This window comes from Mesorhizobium sp. W067 (genome assembly GCF_054719525.1).
Genome location: NZ_JBTTII010000001.1, coordinates 3,367,968 through 3,383,812, shown reverse-complemented (window position 1 = coordinate 3,383,812; position 15,845 = coordinate 3,367,968). Strand labels below are relative to the sequence as shown.

19 protein-coding genes and 1 tRNA gene are annotated in these 15,845 nt (G+C 60.5%); 10 read left to right on the top strand and 10 right to left on the bottom strand.

What is annotated here, in order from left to right:
- Positions 1-46 precede the first annotated feature (46 nt).
- On the top strand, positions 47-262 hold the full coding sequence (locus ACYG97_RS16525; protein WP_023669907.1) for a helix-turn-helix transcriptional regulator: 216 nt from the start codon (positions 47-49) through the stop codon (positions 260-262).
- Between the two features lie 85 nt (positions 263-347).
- Here ACYG97_RS16525 and ACYG97_RS16520 read toward each other — a convergent pair whose 3' ends face one another.
- Entirely contained in the window at positions 348-590 is a 243-nt protein-coding gene (locus ACYG97_RS16520) for a helix-turn-helix domain-containing protein (RefSeq protein ID WP_023699715.1), read from the bottom strand.
- Between the two features lie 137 nt (positions 591-727).
- On the opposite strand from ACYG97_RS16520, the gene ACYG97_RS16515 reads away from it, so the two are divergent.
- From ACYG97_RS16515 to ACYG97_RS16505, 3 genes are all read left to right on the top strand, one after another.
- On the top strand, positions 728-1,408 hold the full coding sequence (locus tag ACYG97_RS16515; protein ID WP_023669908.1) for a hypothetical protein: 681 nt from the start codon (positions 728-730) through the stop codon (positions 1,406-1,408).
- Positions 1,409-1,415: 7 nt separating this feature from the next.
- Complete coding sequence (locus ACYG97_RS16510) at positions 1,416-1,871, top strand: helix-turn-helix domain-containing protein (RefSeq protein WP_023686247.1); 456 nt, start codon at positions 1,416-1,418, stop codon at positions 1,869-1,871.
- Positions 1,872-2,341: 470 nt separating this feature from the next.
- The gene (locus tag ACYG97_RS16505) at positions 2,342-3,970 is read left to right on the top strand and encodes a recombinase family protein (RefSeq protein WP_031201392.1); all 1,629 of its coding nucleotides are present in this window, start codon (positions 2,342-2,344) and stop codon (positions 3,968-3,970) included.
- On the opposite strand, the gene ACYG97_RS16500 is transcribed toward ACYG97_RS16505, so the two are convergent.
- Positions 3,927-4,003: transfer RNA gene (locus tag ACYG97_RS16500), tRNA-Met, on the bottom strand. The two genes, ACYG97_RS16505 and ACYG97_RS16500, sit on opposite strands and share 44 nt — an antisense overlap.
- Positions 4,004-4,239: 236 nt before the next feature.
- Here ACYG97_RS16500 and ACYG97_RS16495 point away from each other — a divergent pair.
- Positions 4,240-5,199 (top strand): Gfo/Idh/MocA family protein, encoded by a 960-nt coding sequence (locus ACYG97_RS16495; RefSeq protein WP_023733399.1) that lies wholly within the window; start codon positions 4,240-4,242, stop codon positions 5,197-5,199.
- Positions 5,200-5,263: 64 nt separating this feature from the next.
- Here the strand turns inward: ACYG97_RS16495 and mnmA are convergent, their stop codons facing one another.
- Complete coding sequence (gene mnmA, locus ACYG97_RS16490; RefSeq protein WP_023733398.1) at positions 5,264-6,454, bottom strand: tRNA 2-thiouridine(34) synthase MnmA; 1,191 nt, start codon at positions 6,452-6,454, stop codon at positions 5,264-5,266.
- Between the two features lie 257 nt (positions 6,455-6,711).
- Here mnmA and sciP point away from each other — a divergent pair, with 257 nt between their 5' ends.
- Positions 6,712-6,987 carry a CtrA inhibitor SciP gene (gene sciP, locus ACYG97_RS16485; RefSeq protein ID WP_013529904.1) on the top strand — a complete coding sequence of 92 codons (276 nt, stop codon included), beginning with the start codon at positions 6,712-6,714 and terminating at the stop codon, positions 6,985-6,987.
- A gap of 64 nt (positions 6,988-7,051) precedes the next feature.
- Here sciP and ACYG97_RS16480 read toward each other — a convergent pair whose 3' ends face one another.
- A complete protein-coding gene (locus ACYG97_RS16480; protein WP_023733397.1) occupies positions 7,052-7,981 on the bottom strand; it encodes an NADP-dependent oxidoreductase in 930 nt (309 codons plus the stop codon).
- Between the two features lie 92 nt (positions 7,982-8,073).
- On the opposite strand from ACYG97_RS16480, the gene ACYG97_RS16475 reads away from it, so the two are divergent.
- Positions 8,074-8,475: a winged helix-turn-helix transcriptional regulator gene (locus tag ACYG97_RS16475; protein WP_023691645.1), complete on the top strand. Its 402-nt coding sequence runs from the start codon at positions 8,074-8,076 to the stop codon at positions 8,473-8,475.
- A 109-nt stretch (positions 8,476-8,584) separates the two neighbouring features.
- Here ACYG97_RS16475 and ACYG97_RS16470 read toward each other — a convergent pair whose 3' ends face one another.
- Positions 8,585-8,962, bottom strand: a complete 378-nt coding sequence (locus ACYG97_RS16470; RefSeq protein ID WP_023669945.1) for a flagellar export protein FliJ — start codon at positions 8,960-8,962, stop codon at positions 8,585-8,587.
- Between the two features lie 449 nt (positions 8,963-9,411).
- On the opposite strand from ACYG97_RS16470, the gene ctrA reads away from it, so the two are divergent.
- Positions 9,412-10,107 (top strand): response regulator transcription factor CtrA, encoded by a 696-nt coding sequence (gene ctrA, locus ACYG97_RS16465; RefSeq protein ID WP_006203583.1) that lies wholly within the window; start codon positions 9,412-9,414, stop codon positions 10,105-10,107.
- 86 nt (positions 10,108-10,193) lie between these two features.
- Here ctrA and ACYG97_RS16460 read toward each other — a convergent pair whose 3' ends face one another.
- Positions 10,194-10,562, bottom strand: a complete 369-nt coding sequence (locus tag ACYG97_RS16460; protein WP_023669946.1) for a response regulator transcription factor — start codon at positions 10,560-10,562, stop codon at positions 10,194-10,196.
- A gap of 243 nt (positions 10,563-10,805) precedes the next feature.
- Positions 10,806-11,435, bottom strand: coding sequence for a histidine phosphotransferase ChpT (chpT, locus tag ACYG97_RS16455; RefSeq protein WP_023669947.1), 630 nt, complete (start codon positions 11,433-11,435; stop codon positions 10,806-10,808).
- 390 nt (positions 11,436-11,825) lie between these two features.
- Here chpT and ACYG97_RS16450 point away from each other — a divergent pair, with 390 nt between their 5' ends.
- The gene (locus tag ACYG97_RS16450) at positions 11,826-12,362 is read left to right on the top strand and encodes a DUF1134 domain-containing protein (protein ID WP_245259859.1); all 537 of its coding nucleotides are present in this window, start codon (positions 11,826-11,828) and stop codon (positions 12,360-12,362) included.
- 155 nt (positions 12,363-12,517) lie between these two features.
- A complete protein-coding gene (locus tag ACYG97_RS16445) occupies positions 12,518-13,678 on the top strand; it encodes a coiled-coil domain-containing protein (protein ID WP_023733396.1) in 1,161 nt (386 codons plus the stop codon).
- A gap of 38 nt (positions 13,679-13,716) precedes the next feature.
- On the opposite strand, the gene ACYG97_RS16440 is transcribed toward ACYG97_RS16445, so the two are convergent.
- The 3 genes from ACYG97_RS16440 to ACYG97_RS16430 all read right to left on the bottom strand — a co-directional run bounded on the left by ACYG97_RS16440 (position 13,717) and on the right by ACYG97_RS16430 (position 15,842).
- On the bottom strand, positions 13,717-14,511 hold the full coding sequence (locus ACYG97_RS16440; protein ID WP_023683629.1) for a TrmH family RNA methyltransferase: 795 nt from the start codon (positions 14,509-14,511) through the stop codon (positions 13,717-13,719).
- Positions 14,512-14,582: 71 nt separating this feature from the next.
- Complete coding sequence (locus ACYG97_RS16435) at positions 14,583-14,918, bottom strand: ArsR/SmtB family transcription factor (RefSeq protein WP_023733395.1); 336 nt, start codon at positions 14,916-14,918, stop codon at positions 14,583-14,585.
- 153 nt (positions 14,919-15,071) lie between these two features.
- A complete protein-coding gene (locus tag ACYG97_RS16430) occupies positions 15,072-15,842 on the bottom strand; it encodes a HugZ family pyridoxamine 5'-phosphate oxidase (protein ID WP_023733394.1) in 771 nt (256 codons plus the stop codon).
- Positions 15,843-15,845: the final 3 nt, after the last annotated feature.

Genomic DNA, 15,845 nt, shown 5'->3' with positions numbered 1-15,845 from the left:
CTGTCCCAACAGAAATCAGCAACAACCATTCAGGTGGACGCAAGCTATGTCCGAGCCGGATCGTATCGTTCGTCTCAAAACAGTCCTCGCCAGGACCGGCCTGTCCCGCTCGACAATCTATCGCAAGATCGCCGACGGCACGTTCCCGGCTCAACTGAGGATCAGCACCAATGGCGCCGGGTGGCATGAATCCGAGATCAACCGCTGGGTTGAGGATCCCATTCGATGGGGGTCGAAGGCTGAGGTGAAGAGGTCCGATTGAACGGGTAGGTGCAACAACCTGGGGGCTTCCTTGCCGGTTCTGCAAATTGTCAATTTGCACTAGCGCGGTCACACGCTCCCATCGCTCAACCTGTTACTTCCGATAGCTTCTTGATGGCTGACGGAGCGCTAAAACCGAGAATCTCGGCGAGGTTTATAAACTCCACGACATCAACACGTCTCTGTCCGCTTTCTAGTCGAGCTACGAACGATTGGTATTGGCCGAGCCTGGTTGCCAACTCAACTTGCGTAAGGCCTGCCGCTTCACGGTTTTTGATCAGCAGCGCGATCAAAGCTTTGTGCCGATTCGTACCGAGTGTATCGACCACTTATCACCTCATCTGAACTCAGATGGGGGCTTCCTTTATATCTGATTTTCAGTTATCTTAAATTCAGATATTTAGCTGAGGCCGCCAAAGCGTTTGGCTGTATCACCAACCATGCAAAGCTGTTTGGAGCTCGGATCATGGATGATTCCGACGATAGCATGAATTTGTTTTTCATCACCCGGCGGCGCTTGCTGACGGGAACGGCCACGGGCGCGGCGGCATGGCCCTTCCAGGCAAAATCGCTGGCTGGCGAACTGACGGACGGCAGCGCGGCTGATCCTGCTCTTCGTCTGTGTGGGAGCTGGCAAAGAATCCATGATGAGACACTGGCGCTGTGCCGCGAACAGCAGCGGTTGGAGACACACCTCGCCAGGATAGTTGGCTTTCCCTGCGCCAAGGTGCGGCTTGCCGATGGTACGGACGTGACGCTCCATTCCATCGAGAGCCTGAACGATGCCCACTCTCCTGAAAATGAAGTCGAATGGGGCAGGGCGCTTGCGGATTTCGTGGCACACCAGGCGCGCTGGGACGCTGCTGATGCTGAGATCGGCTATTCGAGAACAGACGAACTGATCCGGCAATCGGAAACAGTCGAAGGGGCACTTCTGGATGATCTACCGCAGACAGCGGCCACGTCCATCGAAGGCATTTTGGCCAAGCTCAAGGTCATCCTGCGTGACGGTGAGCACTGGGAACATCCAGACGATTTTCCCTGGCCGCACATCCGATCGGTACTGAATGACCTCGTCCGTCTTCACCGTTTAGACGTTGCGACGAACCCAAGCTCAGAAAAGCAGCAAAACTCACAGAGCAGGTGAAGCCTTGATGAAAATCTTGGATCGTTTTCAAAGCGGTGTGGCACCTAACGGTGAGGTCGGTCCCCATCCGGCCGACCGTCACGTCGGCAGGCAGATCGCGACTCTGCGAGTCCAGTCGGACGTCTCGCAGGCGCAACTGGCCCGTGCGATCCGCATCAGCTTTCAACAGCTCCAGAAATACGAAAGCGCGCGCAACCGCGTCAGCGCTTCCACGCTCTACGAAATCGCCCGCTCGCTGGATGTTCCTGTCAGCCGCTTCTTCGATGGTCTGCCGGGCAATGGCGAGGCAACCGCTCCGCTCCTGACCGTAGACGAACGCCTGGGATTCATCGCCAGCGCGGAAGGCAGACGCTTGATCGAAAGGCTGATGCGACTCCCCCCGCGTGTGCGCAACCGCGTGTCGTCTCTGCTCTTTGAATTGGGAAAGGAAATCGATCCTGTGCAATGCCCAGACGAGTATTAGAAACGAGGTTGAGGAGGTCGTGAGGGCCCGCGCCACTTGTTGCCTACAACCTCGGAAAGACGGCGGTGGGTGTAGTCAGGCGATCCCGCCAGACATGCCTGAGAGCTTCTCCAGAGCCGCCCGGAATAGCTTGCGGCTTGAGGTTGGGACTTACGGATTTCCGAAAAGCACGCCTTGCTATCCAATTCTGCGACTAATCAATTTGATGGCTTTTCTCATCTCCTGCATGCGCGCATCTGGGAGACATGGACCAAGATCATGATCTCGGCAGGATCGAACCAAGCCGCGCATTCTTATTTTCAGCAGAAGCCCAGCCGATCCGTAGCGAGCGCTACTCGCAATGGTTGTGAGGCACCAAAAAAGGGCCTTGTTCCGAGCGCCTGATAGAGCGATTCTGCGCCTTGCAAAAGCACTTGCGCGCCAAGCGGCTCGCGAAGACCACGAGCGTGAACAGGCCGAGAAAACTTATCATGACTCGAACCGCGATCTACGCACGCTTCTCAACCGACCTCCAAAATGAGCGATCAATCGACGATCAACTCGCTTTGTGCCGAGCATATGCAGAACGTGAGGGGTTGAACGTTGTCGCAACGTTTGACGACCGAGCACGCTCCGGTGGCTCCGTCCTGGGCCGTGACGGATTACTTCAGCTCATGGACAAAGCGCGTGAGCACGAATTCGACGTGCTCGTCGTAGAGGCACTTGATCGGCTTTCGCGCGACATGGAAGACCTTGCGGGCATTCACAAACGCCTTTCATTTCTCGGCATCGAAATTCGTGCCGTTCACGAAGGCGTGGTGAACACGGTCTTGGTCGGCCTGCGCGGTCTCGTTGGCCAGCTATACCGAGAGGACATCGCTCACAAAGTCCGCAGGGGCCAAGCCGGCCGAGTCAACAAAGGGCTTCACGCCGGCGGTCTGACCTATGGCTATTCGTACGTGCTAGGCGATCCCGGGAAGCGGATGATCGCAGAGGATGAAGCGGAAATCGTGCGTCGTGTCTTTCGAGAGTATGTCGCAGGGCAAACCCCGCGCGATATCGCTCACGATCTAAACACAGACCGCATACCGCCGCCTCGCGGTCGTGCCTGGAATGCCTCCACCATCAATGGAAATGTGCAGAGAGGGACGGGGCTGCTTCACAATGAGCTTTATGCTGGCCGCCTGATCTGGAACAGGGTCAGAATGATCAAGGATCCTGACACGGGGAAACGTGTCTCGCGCCCAAATCCCAAGGGTGACTGGCGAGTAGTCGCAGTGCCCGACCTCGCTATTGTTCCGTCCGACCTGTTCGACGCAGCACAAGCACGCAAGAAGGCGCGTGCAGCCACTCATCCAAGCCACCAGCGCCGACCACGGCACATGTTGACGGGGCTCCTGAGGTGTGGTGCCTGTGGTGCGGGAATGTCGTCGAAAGGCGTGGACAAGTCCAAGCGCATTCGCATCCGCTGTTCCGCCGCGACTGAAAGCGGAACATGCGCCGATCCCAAGACCTTCTATTTGGATACGGTCGAAGCTGCAGTTCTGAACGGCCTTTCCGCCGAGTTGCGCCATCCCGAAGTGATTGCCCAGTACGTCCAGACCTACCACGAAGAACGGAAGCGCTTGGCAGCCGACACCGATGCCAGGCGCAGCCGTTTGGAGCGACGGCTTGAAGAACTAACTCGGGAGATCGAGCGCCTGGTCAACGCCATTGCCAAGGGCTATGGCGACCCAGCCGTGCTGGGACCGCAATCAACAACGCTGAATGAAGAGCGTAAGGGCATTCTAGCCGAGTTGGATCGGGTGCCCGCCGCTACGGGAGTGATCGCGCTGCACCCTGCGGTGCTCGCTCGCTACGAGGAACAACTAAACCAACTTCGGACCGGGCTTGCTAAGGGCATTGCTTTTGGCGATTCCGAATGTGCAGAGGCAATGCGCGACTTGGTCGAAACCGTCACGGTGTTTCGAGATCCATCGAGGATCGGCGGCGTCGAAGTCGAAATCGCTGGGCGGTTAACGGCACTCTTGGGCGAGGGTGCCTTCCCCCACGGCGTCAAACGAGCGGGGGGAATGGTGGTAGCGGGAGAGGGACTTGAACCCCCGACCCCAGGATTATGATTCCCGTGCTCTAACCAACTGAGCTACCCCGCCAGGGCGGCGAAAGGCCCGAAATCCGCCTTAAATCGAAAGGCATTTCGAGGCGTTCGCCAAGGTCGCGCGGATATAAGGTTGGGAGGGCGAGCCTGTCAAGCATCGATGCGCGAGGGGCGCCGGCATATTGTCGCCGGTAAAAGCTTTGCCGGGCTGGCATCTCCGGTAAGCCACCGGGGTTGAGTTCGACGGGGCACGCCGCTATGTCTCGGCCAAGAAATTAGAGTTTGAAGCTGATGAAGCCGCGCATTGCAGTCCTCGGTTGCGGATACTGGGGCAGCAACCACATCCGCACCCTCAAGGCGCTCGGCGCGCTGCATGCGGTTTCCGATGCCAATCGGGCGCGGGCCGAAGGCTTTGCCAGCGAGCAGGACTGCCTGGCGATCGAGCCCGACCAGCTGTTCGTGCGTGATGATATCGACGCCATCGTCATGGCGCTGCCGCCGCAGTTCCATGCCGATCTTGCCGTGCGCGCCGCTGAGGCCGACAAGGACGTGCTGGTGGAAAAGCCGATTGCGTTGACCGTGCCCGACGCCGAGCGCGCCGTGCAGGCGGCCAAGGACAATGGCCGCGTGTTCATGGTCGGCCATGTCTTGCGCTTCCATCCCGCCTTCGAGACGCTGAAGGCGCTGATCGACAATGGCGAGCTCGGCGAGGTCCGCTACATCCACTCGCACCGGCTCGGCCTCGGCAAATTCCACACCGAGAACGACGCACTGTGGGATCTGGCGCCGCACGATCTGTCGATGATCCTGGCCATCACCGGCACCGAGCCGATCGAGGTCAGGGGCGAGGGGGCGGCACTCCTCGACAATCTCAGCGATTTCGCGCATCTGCACATGCGTTTTCCCAACGGGCTGCGCAGCCATCTCTTCACCTCGCGGCTCAATCCCTATCGCGAGCGGCGGCTGACCGTGGTCGGCACCAAGGCAATGGCGGTGTTCGACGATGTCGAGCCCTGGGAGCGCAAGCTGGCCGTCTACCGCCACGCGGTGTGGCAGGACAGCGGCCAGTGGGCCTTCACCACCAACGAGCCGTCCTATGTCGCGGTCGGCCAGGGGATGCCGCTGACGCGCGAGCTCGAGCACTTTATCCAGTGTATCGAGACGCGGGCCGAGCCGCGCACCAGCGGCGAGGAAGCCATCAGGGTGCTGCGCATCCTGACGGCGGGTACAGTCACGCACACAAAGTCCTGAGACCGTTTCGAAACTCTGCTTTTAAGGCAGATCGAAACTAAAACTGTCTCCGAGAGGGTAGTGTTTACTCTGCGGGAATCTGCGCCGGCCTGGCTGCGAGCCGGCTGAGCATGGCTTCGGCCTCGGCGCCGCGCTCGGAGCGCTCGATGAAGCCGCCGCCGAAGACGCGGGCTTCGTTGCCGTCGTCGGAATAGAGCACGCAGGCCTGTCCCGGCGCGATGCCGGACTCGCCGTCGACCAGTTCGACAAAGGTGCTGCCGGCGCGGTGATGCAGCACGGCCGGGCGCGGCGGCCGCGTCGAGCGGACCTTGGCGAACAGCTCCATGCCGGCGGCCGGAATGTCGGACAGCGCGCGATCGCCCAGCCAGTTCATGTTGCGCAGATAGATCTTGTGGGTCTCCAGCGCCTCGCGCGGGCCGACGATGACACGGGCCCGGTCGGCGTCGAGATGGACGACGTAAAGCGGCTCGCCCGAGGCGATGCCGATGCCGCGGCGCTGGCCGATCGTATAGCGCAGGATGCCGTCATGGCGACCGAGCACGCGGCCGTTGATATGGACGATGTCGCCTGGGTTGGCGGCAGCTGGCTTCAGCTTGGCGATGATGTCGGAATATTTGCCCTGCGGCACGAAGCAGATGTCCTGACTGTCCTGCTTGGCGGCAACGGTCAGCCCCATTTCTTCGGCGATGGCCCGCACCGCAGGCTTGGACAGCCCACCCAGCGGAAAGCGCAGATAGTCGATCTGCGCCTGCGTGGTGGCAAACAGGAAATAGCTCTGGTCGCGGTCGGCATCGACGGGCCGGAATAGCGCGCGGTGGGCGCCATTGGCTCCGGAGCGGATATAATGGCCGGTGGCGAGCGCATCGGCGCCAAGGTCCTTGGCGGTGGCCAAAAGGTCGGCGAACTTCACCGTCTGATTGCAAGAGACGCACGGAATGGGCGTTTCGCCGGCAACGTAGCTCTCGGCAAACGGGTCGATGACCGCCTTACGGAAGCGCTCCTCATAGTCGAGCACGTAATGCGGAATGCCCAATGTCTCGGAAACGCGGCGGGCATCGTCAATGTCCTGGCCGGCGCAGCACGACCCGGCCCGGTGCGTTGCGGCGCCATGATCGTAGAGCTGCAGCGTGACGCCGACGACATCATAGCCTTCGCGCTTCAAAAGGCCGGCAACGACAGACGAATCCACACCGCCCGACATGGCGACGACGATGCGGGTGTTTTGCGGGCTGGCGGGAAGGTCGAGGCTGTTCATGGTTCTTTCGTTCTGCGCGGCGCTTCAATGGCAGTGGCGCGAATATAGGTCAACCACACCAGCGGCGCCAGCTTTGCGGCGGTGCCGATTTTGCGGGAAAATTGCGCGTCTGCCCGCCGTTGCCTCAAATGCCGACGAAAAGACTAACGCGGCGTTCATGATCCTTACCTACTCATTAGGGTTCGCTTAGGCAATTTTTAAAGCTGTGGCGGTAATGTGGTGGGGATTGGGTCTTTGAGTTTTTAGTAGAGAGTACGATGACCGATCTTGTTAGACCGCGAGTCAAATATGTTATTGGGCCTGACGGCAGCCCTCTTACGATTGCCGATCTTCCGCCGACGAATACACGTCGCTGGGTTATCCGGCGCAAGGCGGAAGTGGTTGCTGCGGTGCGCGGCGGGCTTTTGAGCCTCGACGAGGCATGCCAGCGCTACAAGCTGACCACCGAGGAATTCCTGTCCTGGCAAGCGTCGATCGACGAATATGGCCTTGCCGGGCTGCGCACGACGCGCATCCAGCAATACCGGCACTAGAGCCAGGACCACAACAGAAAAGGGCGCGGTAACCGCGCCCTTTTGCCTGTCGGTAATGCCTGCTTCAGACCGTCAGCACCACCTTGCCGATCGGCCTGGTGGCGAGAAAAGCGTGCGCGGCGCCCGCCTGTTCGAGCGGAAAGCTCTTTGCCACATGGACCGCAAGCTTTCCCGCATCGACCAGTTTGCCAAGTTCGACGAGGCCTTCACGGTCGGGCACGACGGACATGCGCTCGACTCGGATCCCACGCGCAGCAGCCTTGGCTCGGGTGGTGTCGTGGACATTGAGCAGCGACACCAGGGCGCCACCGTCCTTCAGGACTGTCAGCGATTGGTCGGCATGGTCGCCGCCCATCGGCTCCAGCACCAGGTCGATGTCGCTGACCTCGGCGGCGAAATCTCCCTTGGTGTAGTCGATCACTTCATCGGCGCCGAGCGAGCGGACGAAATCGAGTTTCTTCGGGCTGGCGGTGGCGATGACATAAGCGCCGTGCGCCTTGGCGATCTGCACCGCCAGATGCCCGACGCCGCCGGCCGCAGCATGGATCAACACGCGCTGGCCGCGCTTCAGGCCGCCATGGCGGACAAGGCCTTGCCAGGCGGTCAGACCGGCCAGCGGCAGCGCGCCGGCATGATTGTGGTCAATGCCTTGCGGCTTCGGTGCGATTTCATCGGCCAGGGTGACAGCGAGCTCCGCATAGGCCGCGGCCTGCTTGGGAAAATGCGGCATGCCGAACACGGCGTCACCGACCTTGAGGCCGCCATCGACGCCTGGGCCTACCGCCTCGACCGTGCCTGAAATATCCCAGCCCAAAGTGAAGGGTGGTTCGCCCAGCAAAGGATAGTAACCGGCGCGCACCGAGCCATCGACCGGATTGATGCCGGCGGCATGCACGCGCACGAGCACTTCGCCTGACTTGGGCGAGGGCGCGGGGCGATCGGCGATGACGAGGACGTCGGGCCCGCCGACGGAATTCTGGATAACGGCACGCATGGGAGGCTCCTGCTGGGGTTTTCTGAGCCGCTATCATTTGGATAGTAATATTCCCTTGTCCAGTATGTACCTTTTCCATATATAGGCACCTCATGGATAGTGATAATGATTGCGGCTCCGGCTATGACGCCTTCCAGCGGACGTGTCCTTCGCACGCCGTGCTCGAGATGCTGGCCAGCAAATGGGTCTATCTGACGGTTTGTGCGCTGCGCCGTGGCCGGATGCGCAATGGGGAACTGGCGCGTAAGCTCGAAGGCATCACACCCAAAATGCTGACGCAGACCCTGCGCGTCCTCGAGCGCGACGGGCTGGTGCGGCGCGAAATCTTTCCGGTGATCCCGCCGCGGGTCGAATATGAATTGACCGAACTTGGCCAGAACCTGGCGGGGCTGCTCACCCAGATACGGTCCTGGTCGGAAGAGCATGTGCCTGACATCAAGCAAGCGCGGGCGAGGGCAGCGGCGAACCTGGACAGGGATTTGGCACGGGCCTGAAGCTGCGGCCGCCTTACGGGCCGGATCAGCAGCGCCGGAGCCTTCTGGCGCGCTACACGCAAAGCAAAGCGCGGCGTCAGGCGGCGCCGGTCGGGTTAAAACCCTGCCGTCAGCCGATCATGGCGCTGCGACCGCCGAGTTCCGCGTCGCGGATCTTGGTGTCGCGCGATTCCAGCATCTCGGCCTTGGAAAGCTCCGCTTCAGCTTCGCCGAGTAATGATTCGGCAGCGCTTCGCTGCTGGGCGAGGTCGCTTTGAGAGTTTCTGAGGTTATCACGGCGCAGACGCGCCGCCTTGGCGAAGGTCGGATAGGCAAAATGATTGATGTCGGTGATGCCGGCCTTCTTCTCCTCGGCGGTGATCTGAAGCTCCAGTTCGACGGCCATGCGCTCGAACTCGGCGATCATCATGTCGAGCTGCAGCAGCTGCCGCCGCTTCTCATTCACCTGAAATTGCTTCAGCCGAACGAGGTTTTCACGTGACTTCATGATTCGGTACTCCCGGAAACGCACACCTGCACATATCGTCCAATCCGCCTGCCAGGGCCTGGCGCCGCCCGTATCCACCGGCATTCCCCGAACTATGGGAAACAAATCCCTAAAGTTTTTTGCCGGCGGTAACCATTCGTTTACGCGCATTGTTAATCATAAGGGCGAGGACTTAAGGCCGGGTAAAAATTCCGGCTCCCGATACGGAAGCCGGCCAGCGAGTCCCTTGAGTCACTTAGTCCGACTTATTAATGTGTTGCATTAGCGATTTGGTTCTGTGATTCATCATTAGATTCAAGAGGGTGTAGAAAGGGGTTAAAAAATCTGGTACCGTCCTTGGTGCGGAATTAGGTTTTGTTAACCATTCGATGGCAGCCTCTGTTCAGGCAATCACTGCTCCGGTCCCGGATGGGTCGTGACATGGTCCGGCGGCAGAAAAGGGGAATGAAATGCGCGTTCTGCTGATAGAAGACGACAGTGCAACCGCTCAGAGCATCGAGCTGATGCTCAAATCTGAAAGTTTTAATGTTTACACGACCGACCTCGGCGAAGAAGGTGTCGATCTCGGTAAACTTTATGATTACGATATCATTCTTCTCGACCTCAACCTTCCCGATATGTCCGGCTACGAAGTCTTGCGGACACTTCGCCTGTCCAAGGTGAAGACGCCGATCCTGATCCTGTCCGGCATGGCCGGTATAGAGGACAAGGTGCGCGGCCTGGGCTTCGGCGCCGACGACTATATGACCAAGCCGTTCCACAAGGACGAGCTGGTCGCCCGCATTCATGCCATCGTGCGCCGTTCCAAGGGCCATGCCCAGTCGGTCATCACCACCGGCGACCTGGTGGTCAATCTCGATGCCAAGACCGTCGAAGTCGGCGGTCAACGCGTGCATCTGACCGGCAAGGAATACCAGATGCTGGAGTTGCTCTCGCTACGCAAGGGCACCACGCTGACCAAGGAAATGTTCCTCAACCACCTTTATGGCGGCATGGACGAACCGGAACTGAAGATCATCGACGTCTTCATTTGCAAGCTGCGCAAGAAGCTCGACGCAGCATCCGGTGGCCAGAACTACATCGAGACGGTCTGGGGTCGCGGCTATGTGCTGCGCGAGCCGGAAGACATCCGCGTCAGCGCCTGAGCGAACATCATCCAATTGAATCAATGCAAAAAACCCGGCTCAGGTCGGGTTTTTTGCTGTCCTTTTTTGGCCGAAAACGAGCCGAATCAGGCGGCAACCTTCAAGGTACGAAAACGTTCGAGCAGTTGCGGCCGGTTGAACGGCTTCAACAGATAACCCTGGGCGCCGGCGCGCTTTGCCTTCATGATCGAGGCAACATCGACCTCGACCAGCGAGATCAGAATCTGCGGTTTGATCGTGCTCTCCATGGCGCGAACCTGGCGAATGACGTCGACCGCTTGCATGTCCGGCAGGGCGCCGTCGACGACAATCACATCAGGCATCTCGGCAGCGCACATCTCGACAGCATCAAGTCCAGTTGCTGCTTCGATCACCACCATGTCGGAGCCGCCAAGAATCCGTTTTGCAACCTTTCTGATGACGCTCGAATCGTCGACAAACATGCAGCGCTTCATTTCCGGGTCCTCTTTGCCATGGGGCGAACCGGCGGCATCCGGGTATCGGGATGCACACTAGGCCGATCTGGTAAAGAAGCAGAAAAGCCGTTAGGTAAAGTTTTTACAAACATGTCGTTTGCAGCCCCATTCTGCAGGGGCGTTGCCGGCGATGAAACTTGCCTGTTCTGAATTGCCGCAAATATCAGCGGGAAAAGATACTTGATTGTTCTTGATGCTCGGCGTCCTGCCGAACGGCTTCGCTCAGGCCGCGGACAGCACGATCTCTTCGGCGGTCGCGTGAATCGAGATCGTCATGTTGGCCTCACGCGCCAGCAGCAGCGTGTAGTAGGGCTGGACGGTATGGGCGTCGATAGGCTCCTCGGGCTTGTTGCCGGAATGGAGTTCGAGGAATTTCGGCGGCACGCGCAGCATCGGGCCGCTTGCGGCAAGCGCAAAGCGAGGCTCGGTGTCGAGGTTTTCCAGCGTGACCACCAATCTGCCGCCGCGCGGGATGGCAGCATTGGCGACGAGCAGCAAATTGAGCAGCAACTTGACCTTGTTCTTGGGCAGCAGGGCGCGAACCCCGTTCCAGATCAATTCCGGCTTCTCGTTCTTCAGGAAGGCGATGGCGACGGACTCGGCATCGCCGGTGTCGATCATCATGCCGGCCGAACCGGCGGCGCCGAAGGCGATGCGAGCGAATTGCAGGCGGGCCGAAGCGTTTCTGGCGCTCTGCCGGATCAGTTTCATGGCGTCTTCGTCGGCGCCGCCCTCGTCCAGGAGTTCAAGGCCGTTGTTGATGGCGCCGACCGGCGAAATGATGTCGTGGCAGACTCGGCTGCACAACAAGGCTGCGAGATCGGGTGCGGAGAGAGAGAAAAGCTCAGCCATCGGCGAAAAATCCCTGCTAAAATTCACATCCTGGTGGCCGCGCGACCGACTGCCACGCTCACCACCCGAATCACGCTCTCTCCCCAGGCATTCTGAATACACAGCGCCCGAGCGTGCAGCAACAATCCACAATTCTCGTGAGAAAAAACGGCATCTTTGCACAGGATGGGAGCCCGCGCAGACAGTCAGAAACAGCCTTCGAACCGCCATGTTCATGTGGGAGGTTAATGGTTGAAAAAGGATTACGGCATAGTTTGCCCGTAACAGTCATCCTTAACGGCCGCCTAAAGAGCCGGACGGGGTGCGAGGCGTCGGCGAAAGTGCTCCCTGACGGAGATTGGAAGCATGGTTTCCCGATTCTACGACCGGACGTTTGTCCGCGTCTTCTTCATGGCGATTGCCCTCATGGGCGCTCTCGCTTTCTCAACCTCTGCGTCGCGGGCACAGGAATACACCGCTCAGGAGATCGTCGATTCCGGTCACAAGTTCTTCGGCGCGACGTCGGGCGGTCTCGCAACCGTCGTCGAGAAGATTTTTGCCTCCTACGGCCTGCCCAATGGCTATCTGCTCGGCGAAGAGGGCTCCGGCGCGCTGATCGGCGGCCTGACCTATGGCGAAGGCACGCTCTACACCAAGAATGCCGGCGACCATAAGGTGTTCTGGCAAGGGCCTTCGCTCGGCTGGGATTTCGGCGGCGAGGGATCGCGGGTGATGATGCTCGTCTATAACCTCGACGACGTCAGCAATCTCTACAATCGGTTCGGCGGCGTTGCCGGTTCGGCCTATGTCGTGGCCGGCGTCGGCTTCAACGTGCTGCAGAACAACAGGGTGCTGCTGGTGCCGATCCGCACCGGCGTCGGCGCGCGGCTTGGCGTCAATCTCGGCTATCTGAAGCTGACGCAGAGGCCGACCTGGAATCCCTTCTGAGCGATTCCGACCACACTTCGACCCGATCAACAGATTCTGACCCGCTGCAGCTGCGGCAAACCCTTGCCGCAGCGCTGGATTTGCGTCATGCGAACATGGCAAAGTCCAGACTTGGCGGTTGCCGGATAGCGGCCCGCCCGTAACGGGTAGTCACCTTGGTTCAGTCGATCCTGTTCTTCGCCCTCGGCTTTCTGTGTGCAGGTTTTCTGGCACTGCTGGTCGCGCCGGCCATCTGGCGGCGGGCGGTCGCGCTGACACGCAAGCGTGTCGAGGCGTCGGTGCCGCGAACGCTGGCCGAGATCCAGGCCGACAAGGACAGCTTGCGGGCCGAGTTCGCCATGACGACGCGCCGGCTCGAAATCAGCATCAAGACGCTGCGTGAGCAGGCGAATGAGCAACTCGTCGAAATCAATCACGGCCGCGAGGCGCTGAAGGGCCTGGCGGTCGAGCGCAAGGACAAGAAGCAGGCGCTTTCGGAGCTCGGGGAAAAAAACGAATTGCTGCTGCATCGCGAGCAGCAGATACAACAGCTGTCGGACAGGCTTGCACAAACAGAGCGCATGATGGAAAAGCGCGCGCTCGAGCTGGAAAAGCTCGAACATATGTACGACGACGCGTCCTTCTCCTCCAGCAATCGTCAGATCGAACTGGTGGCTCGCGAATCCGAGCTGGAAAAACTTGCCAACGACATTTCAGTGCTGCGCGGCCAGCGGAAGGAGGCCGACAGGCGCCATCAGGAAGTCGTCGCCGAAGGCAAGGCCACGCGCGATGCCTTGAAGGCCGAAAAGAAAAGAACCGCCGACCTCGACAGAAAGCTCGAGCGCCTGCTCGCCACGCTTGCCGATCGCGAGGACAAGCTCGATCGCCGCGAAAAGGAACTGGCGCGGCTTCGCGAGCGGGTGAAGGGCGAGGCTGCGGGAGGCGCCGTGGCTGCTGGCCTGGTTGGTGCGCAAGACAGTGCCCGCGCCAGGAACGAGGACATCGACAAGACGCTCGCCAAGCTCGAAGGCGACCGAGAGCGGCTCGAAGCCAGGCTGACGACGCTGGCCCGCGAAAACAAGCGGATGAAGGCGGAGCTTGGCGGTTCTGGATCCGCGAAGCCCGGGAATGGCCCCGGCAATGGCAATGATACCGGTTCTGCCTTGCGCGAACAGATGAACAATCTGGCGGCTGAGGTCGTCCATTTGACGGCCAAGCTCGAAGGACCCGATTCACCGATCGCCAAGGCGCTGGCGGCGCCGCAGGAAACGCGGTCGGGAACCACCAGCCTGGCCGATCGCGTGCGGGCGTTGCAGAAGGCAGATTTGCCGAGCTGAGTTTCAAGCCCCGGCTTGGAATTGCCTGACTACGCCTATCAGGGCGAAAAATGGTGCAGCGCAATGGCTGACGCGGCAGCAACATTCAGGCTGTCGAACCCTTCCGACATCGCGATCCGCACCGTCCGCAGGCGGGCAAGCAGGCTCTCCGGGAGGCCCTCGCCTTCGGTGCCGAGATAGAGCGCCAGTCGTTTCGGTCGCGCGGCATCACGAATGTCAGCCTCACCACGCGGCGACAAAGCGACCTGGCCGAAGCCCAACTCGCCGAGCTTCGCGATGAAAGCTTCAGTGTCGCCGAAGGACGCAAAGGGCACCTTCAACGCGGCGCCGACGGAGACGCGGATCGCCTTGCGATACAGTGGGTCGCAACAGGTGGCGTCGACGAAGACGGCATCGGCGCCGAAGGCGGCGGCATTGCGGAAGATCGATCCGATATTGTCATGGTTGGCGATGCCGATGAGAACGACGATCAACGCTTCGGCAGGCAAGGTGTCGAGCAAGGCCTCGGCGGGCTGTGGCGTGCCCTTGCTGCCGATCGCCAATATACCGCGATGCATGTGGAAGCCGGCGATCCTGTCCATGACGGCGCTTGCCGCAACGTAGACCGGCAGGTCGGCAGGGGCCTTGCGCAGGATGTCGTCGAGCCCGGCCAGCCGGTTTTCGAGGACCAGGACCGACTCCGCAGCAAAGCGTCCGGCTGACAGCAGGACGTCCAGCACCACCTTGCCTTCGGCAACGAACCGGCCATGGCGGCCGGTGAGATCGCGCTCGCGGATGTCGAGATAGGCGGCGACCCGCGGATCGCGCGCGTCGTCGATCTGGATCGGATCCATCAATACCTCGGCCGGCGAAAAATCGTCAGCGAGGTAAGGAGCGATCGGAGCCGCCAGTCAAGCCCTGCAGGTCAAGTCCCGGCGCGGCGCAGACGCGTTGCCATCTGGGACAAGTCGCCCCCGAAAATGCCGTCCAGCATGCGCAACAGTTCGCGCACCGCTTCGGACTTGCAGGAATAGTAGATCATCTGCCGGTCGCGGCGGGTCTCGACAAGATCGAGCGCCCTGAGCTTGGCCAGATGTTGCGACAAAGCGGACTGGCTGAGCATCACCTTTTCGGCGATGGCACCGACCGACATTTCACCGTCGGCCAGATAGCTCATGATCAAGAGCCGCTTTTCGTTGCCCATAAGGGTCAGAAATGTCGCCGCCGATTCGGCATTGGCGATTAGTTTGGTCGAGACCATCGATGCCCCATGTTTTCCTGCTCATCCAAACGCTATGGGGGCAAATAGCGTTGGCTGCTATAATTCAGCTATGGATCACGCTGCTGATTCAGCGTCGCCTGAATCGTAGATGATTTCGCCCAAATCTCAAGACGTGCTTTTGATTCATGACGATTATCCTTGCGTAGCTGGCGCACGACCGGCTTTGGCCATGTCGACCAGAACCGGCCGCAGGTCGCGCGCGGTCTTCAATGGCTGCGGAAAATAGACCCTGCAAACGGTGTCGCCCGATGCCAGGTCCATGCCATCGGCATCGAAGCCGGTCATGGTCCAACCATCACCTTCAACCCTGGCGAAATGATGGGCATAGACGGCGATGGCGTCGAGATGGTCGGCATTCATGTGGTCGAGAGCGGACTGTTCGCTGGCGGCCAGCTCGTCGACGATCGGCCCCTCGGTGATGAGATCGGCACGGTTGAGCAGGTAGGCCTTGCCGAAGCCGCCATTCAGGCTGGCGCGCTCCGGCTCGAGGCGAAAGATCGAGAAATCGCCGAGCCCGGCATAGAGCTTTGCCTTGGGATTGCGGTTGAGATAGCGCCGCTCGGCGCGGGCATGCGCGCTCGACCCGCGTTCCAGCGGCTGCGCCCGGCAGACCAGCGTTATCCTGGGATGCGCCAGCGGATCGCCCTTGCCGGGTTCGCCGACAAGCAGCGAGCAGCGCGGCTCGGCAAGGATGGCGCCGGTATGGGCTGACAGCGCCGAGACAAGGATCAGAGGCGTGCCATCGATGTCGGTGGCGACTCCGACCCTGGAGGCCAGCGGTGCGCCGGTCGACGGCTCGATCACCGCGAGGGCGCCGAAACGGGCGCTGCGGATCAGCGTTGCGGCCAGCTTGATCGCCTCGGCGTCCGTCGCGCGAATGACGTCCTTCTTCGGCTGGTCCAAAAT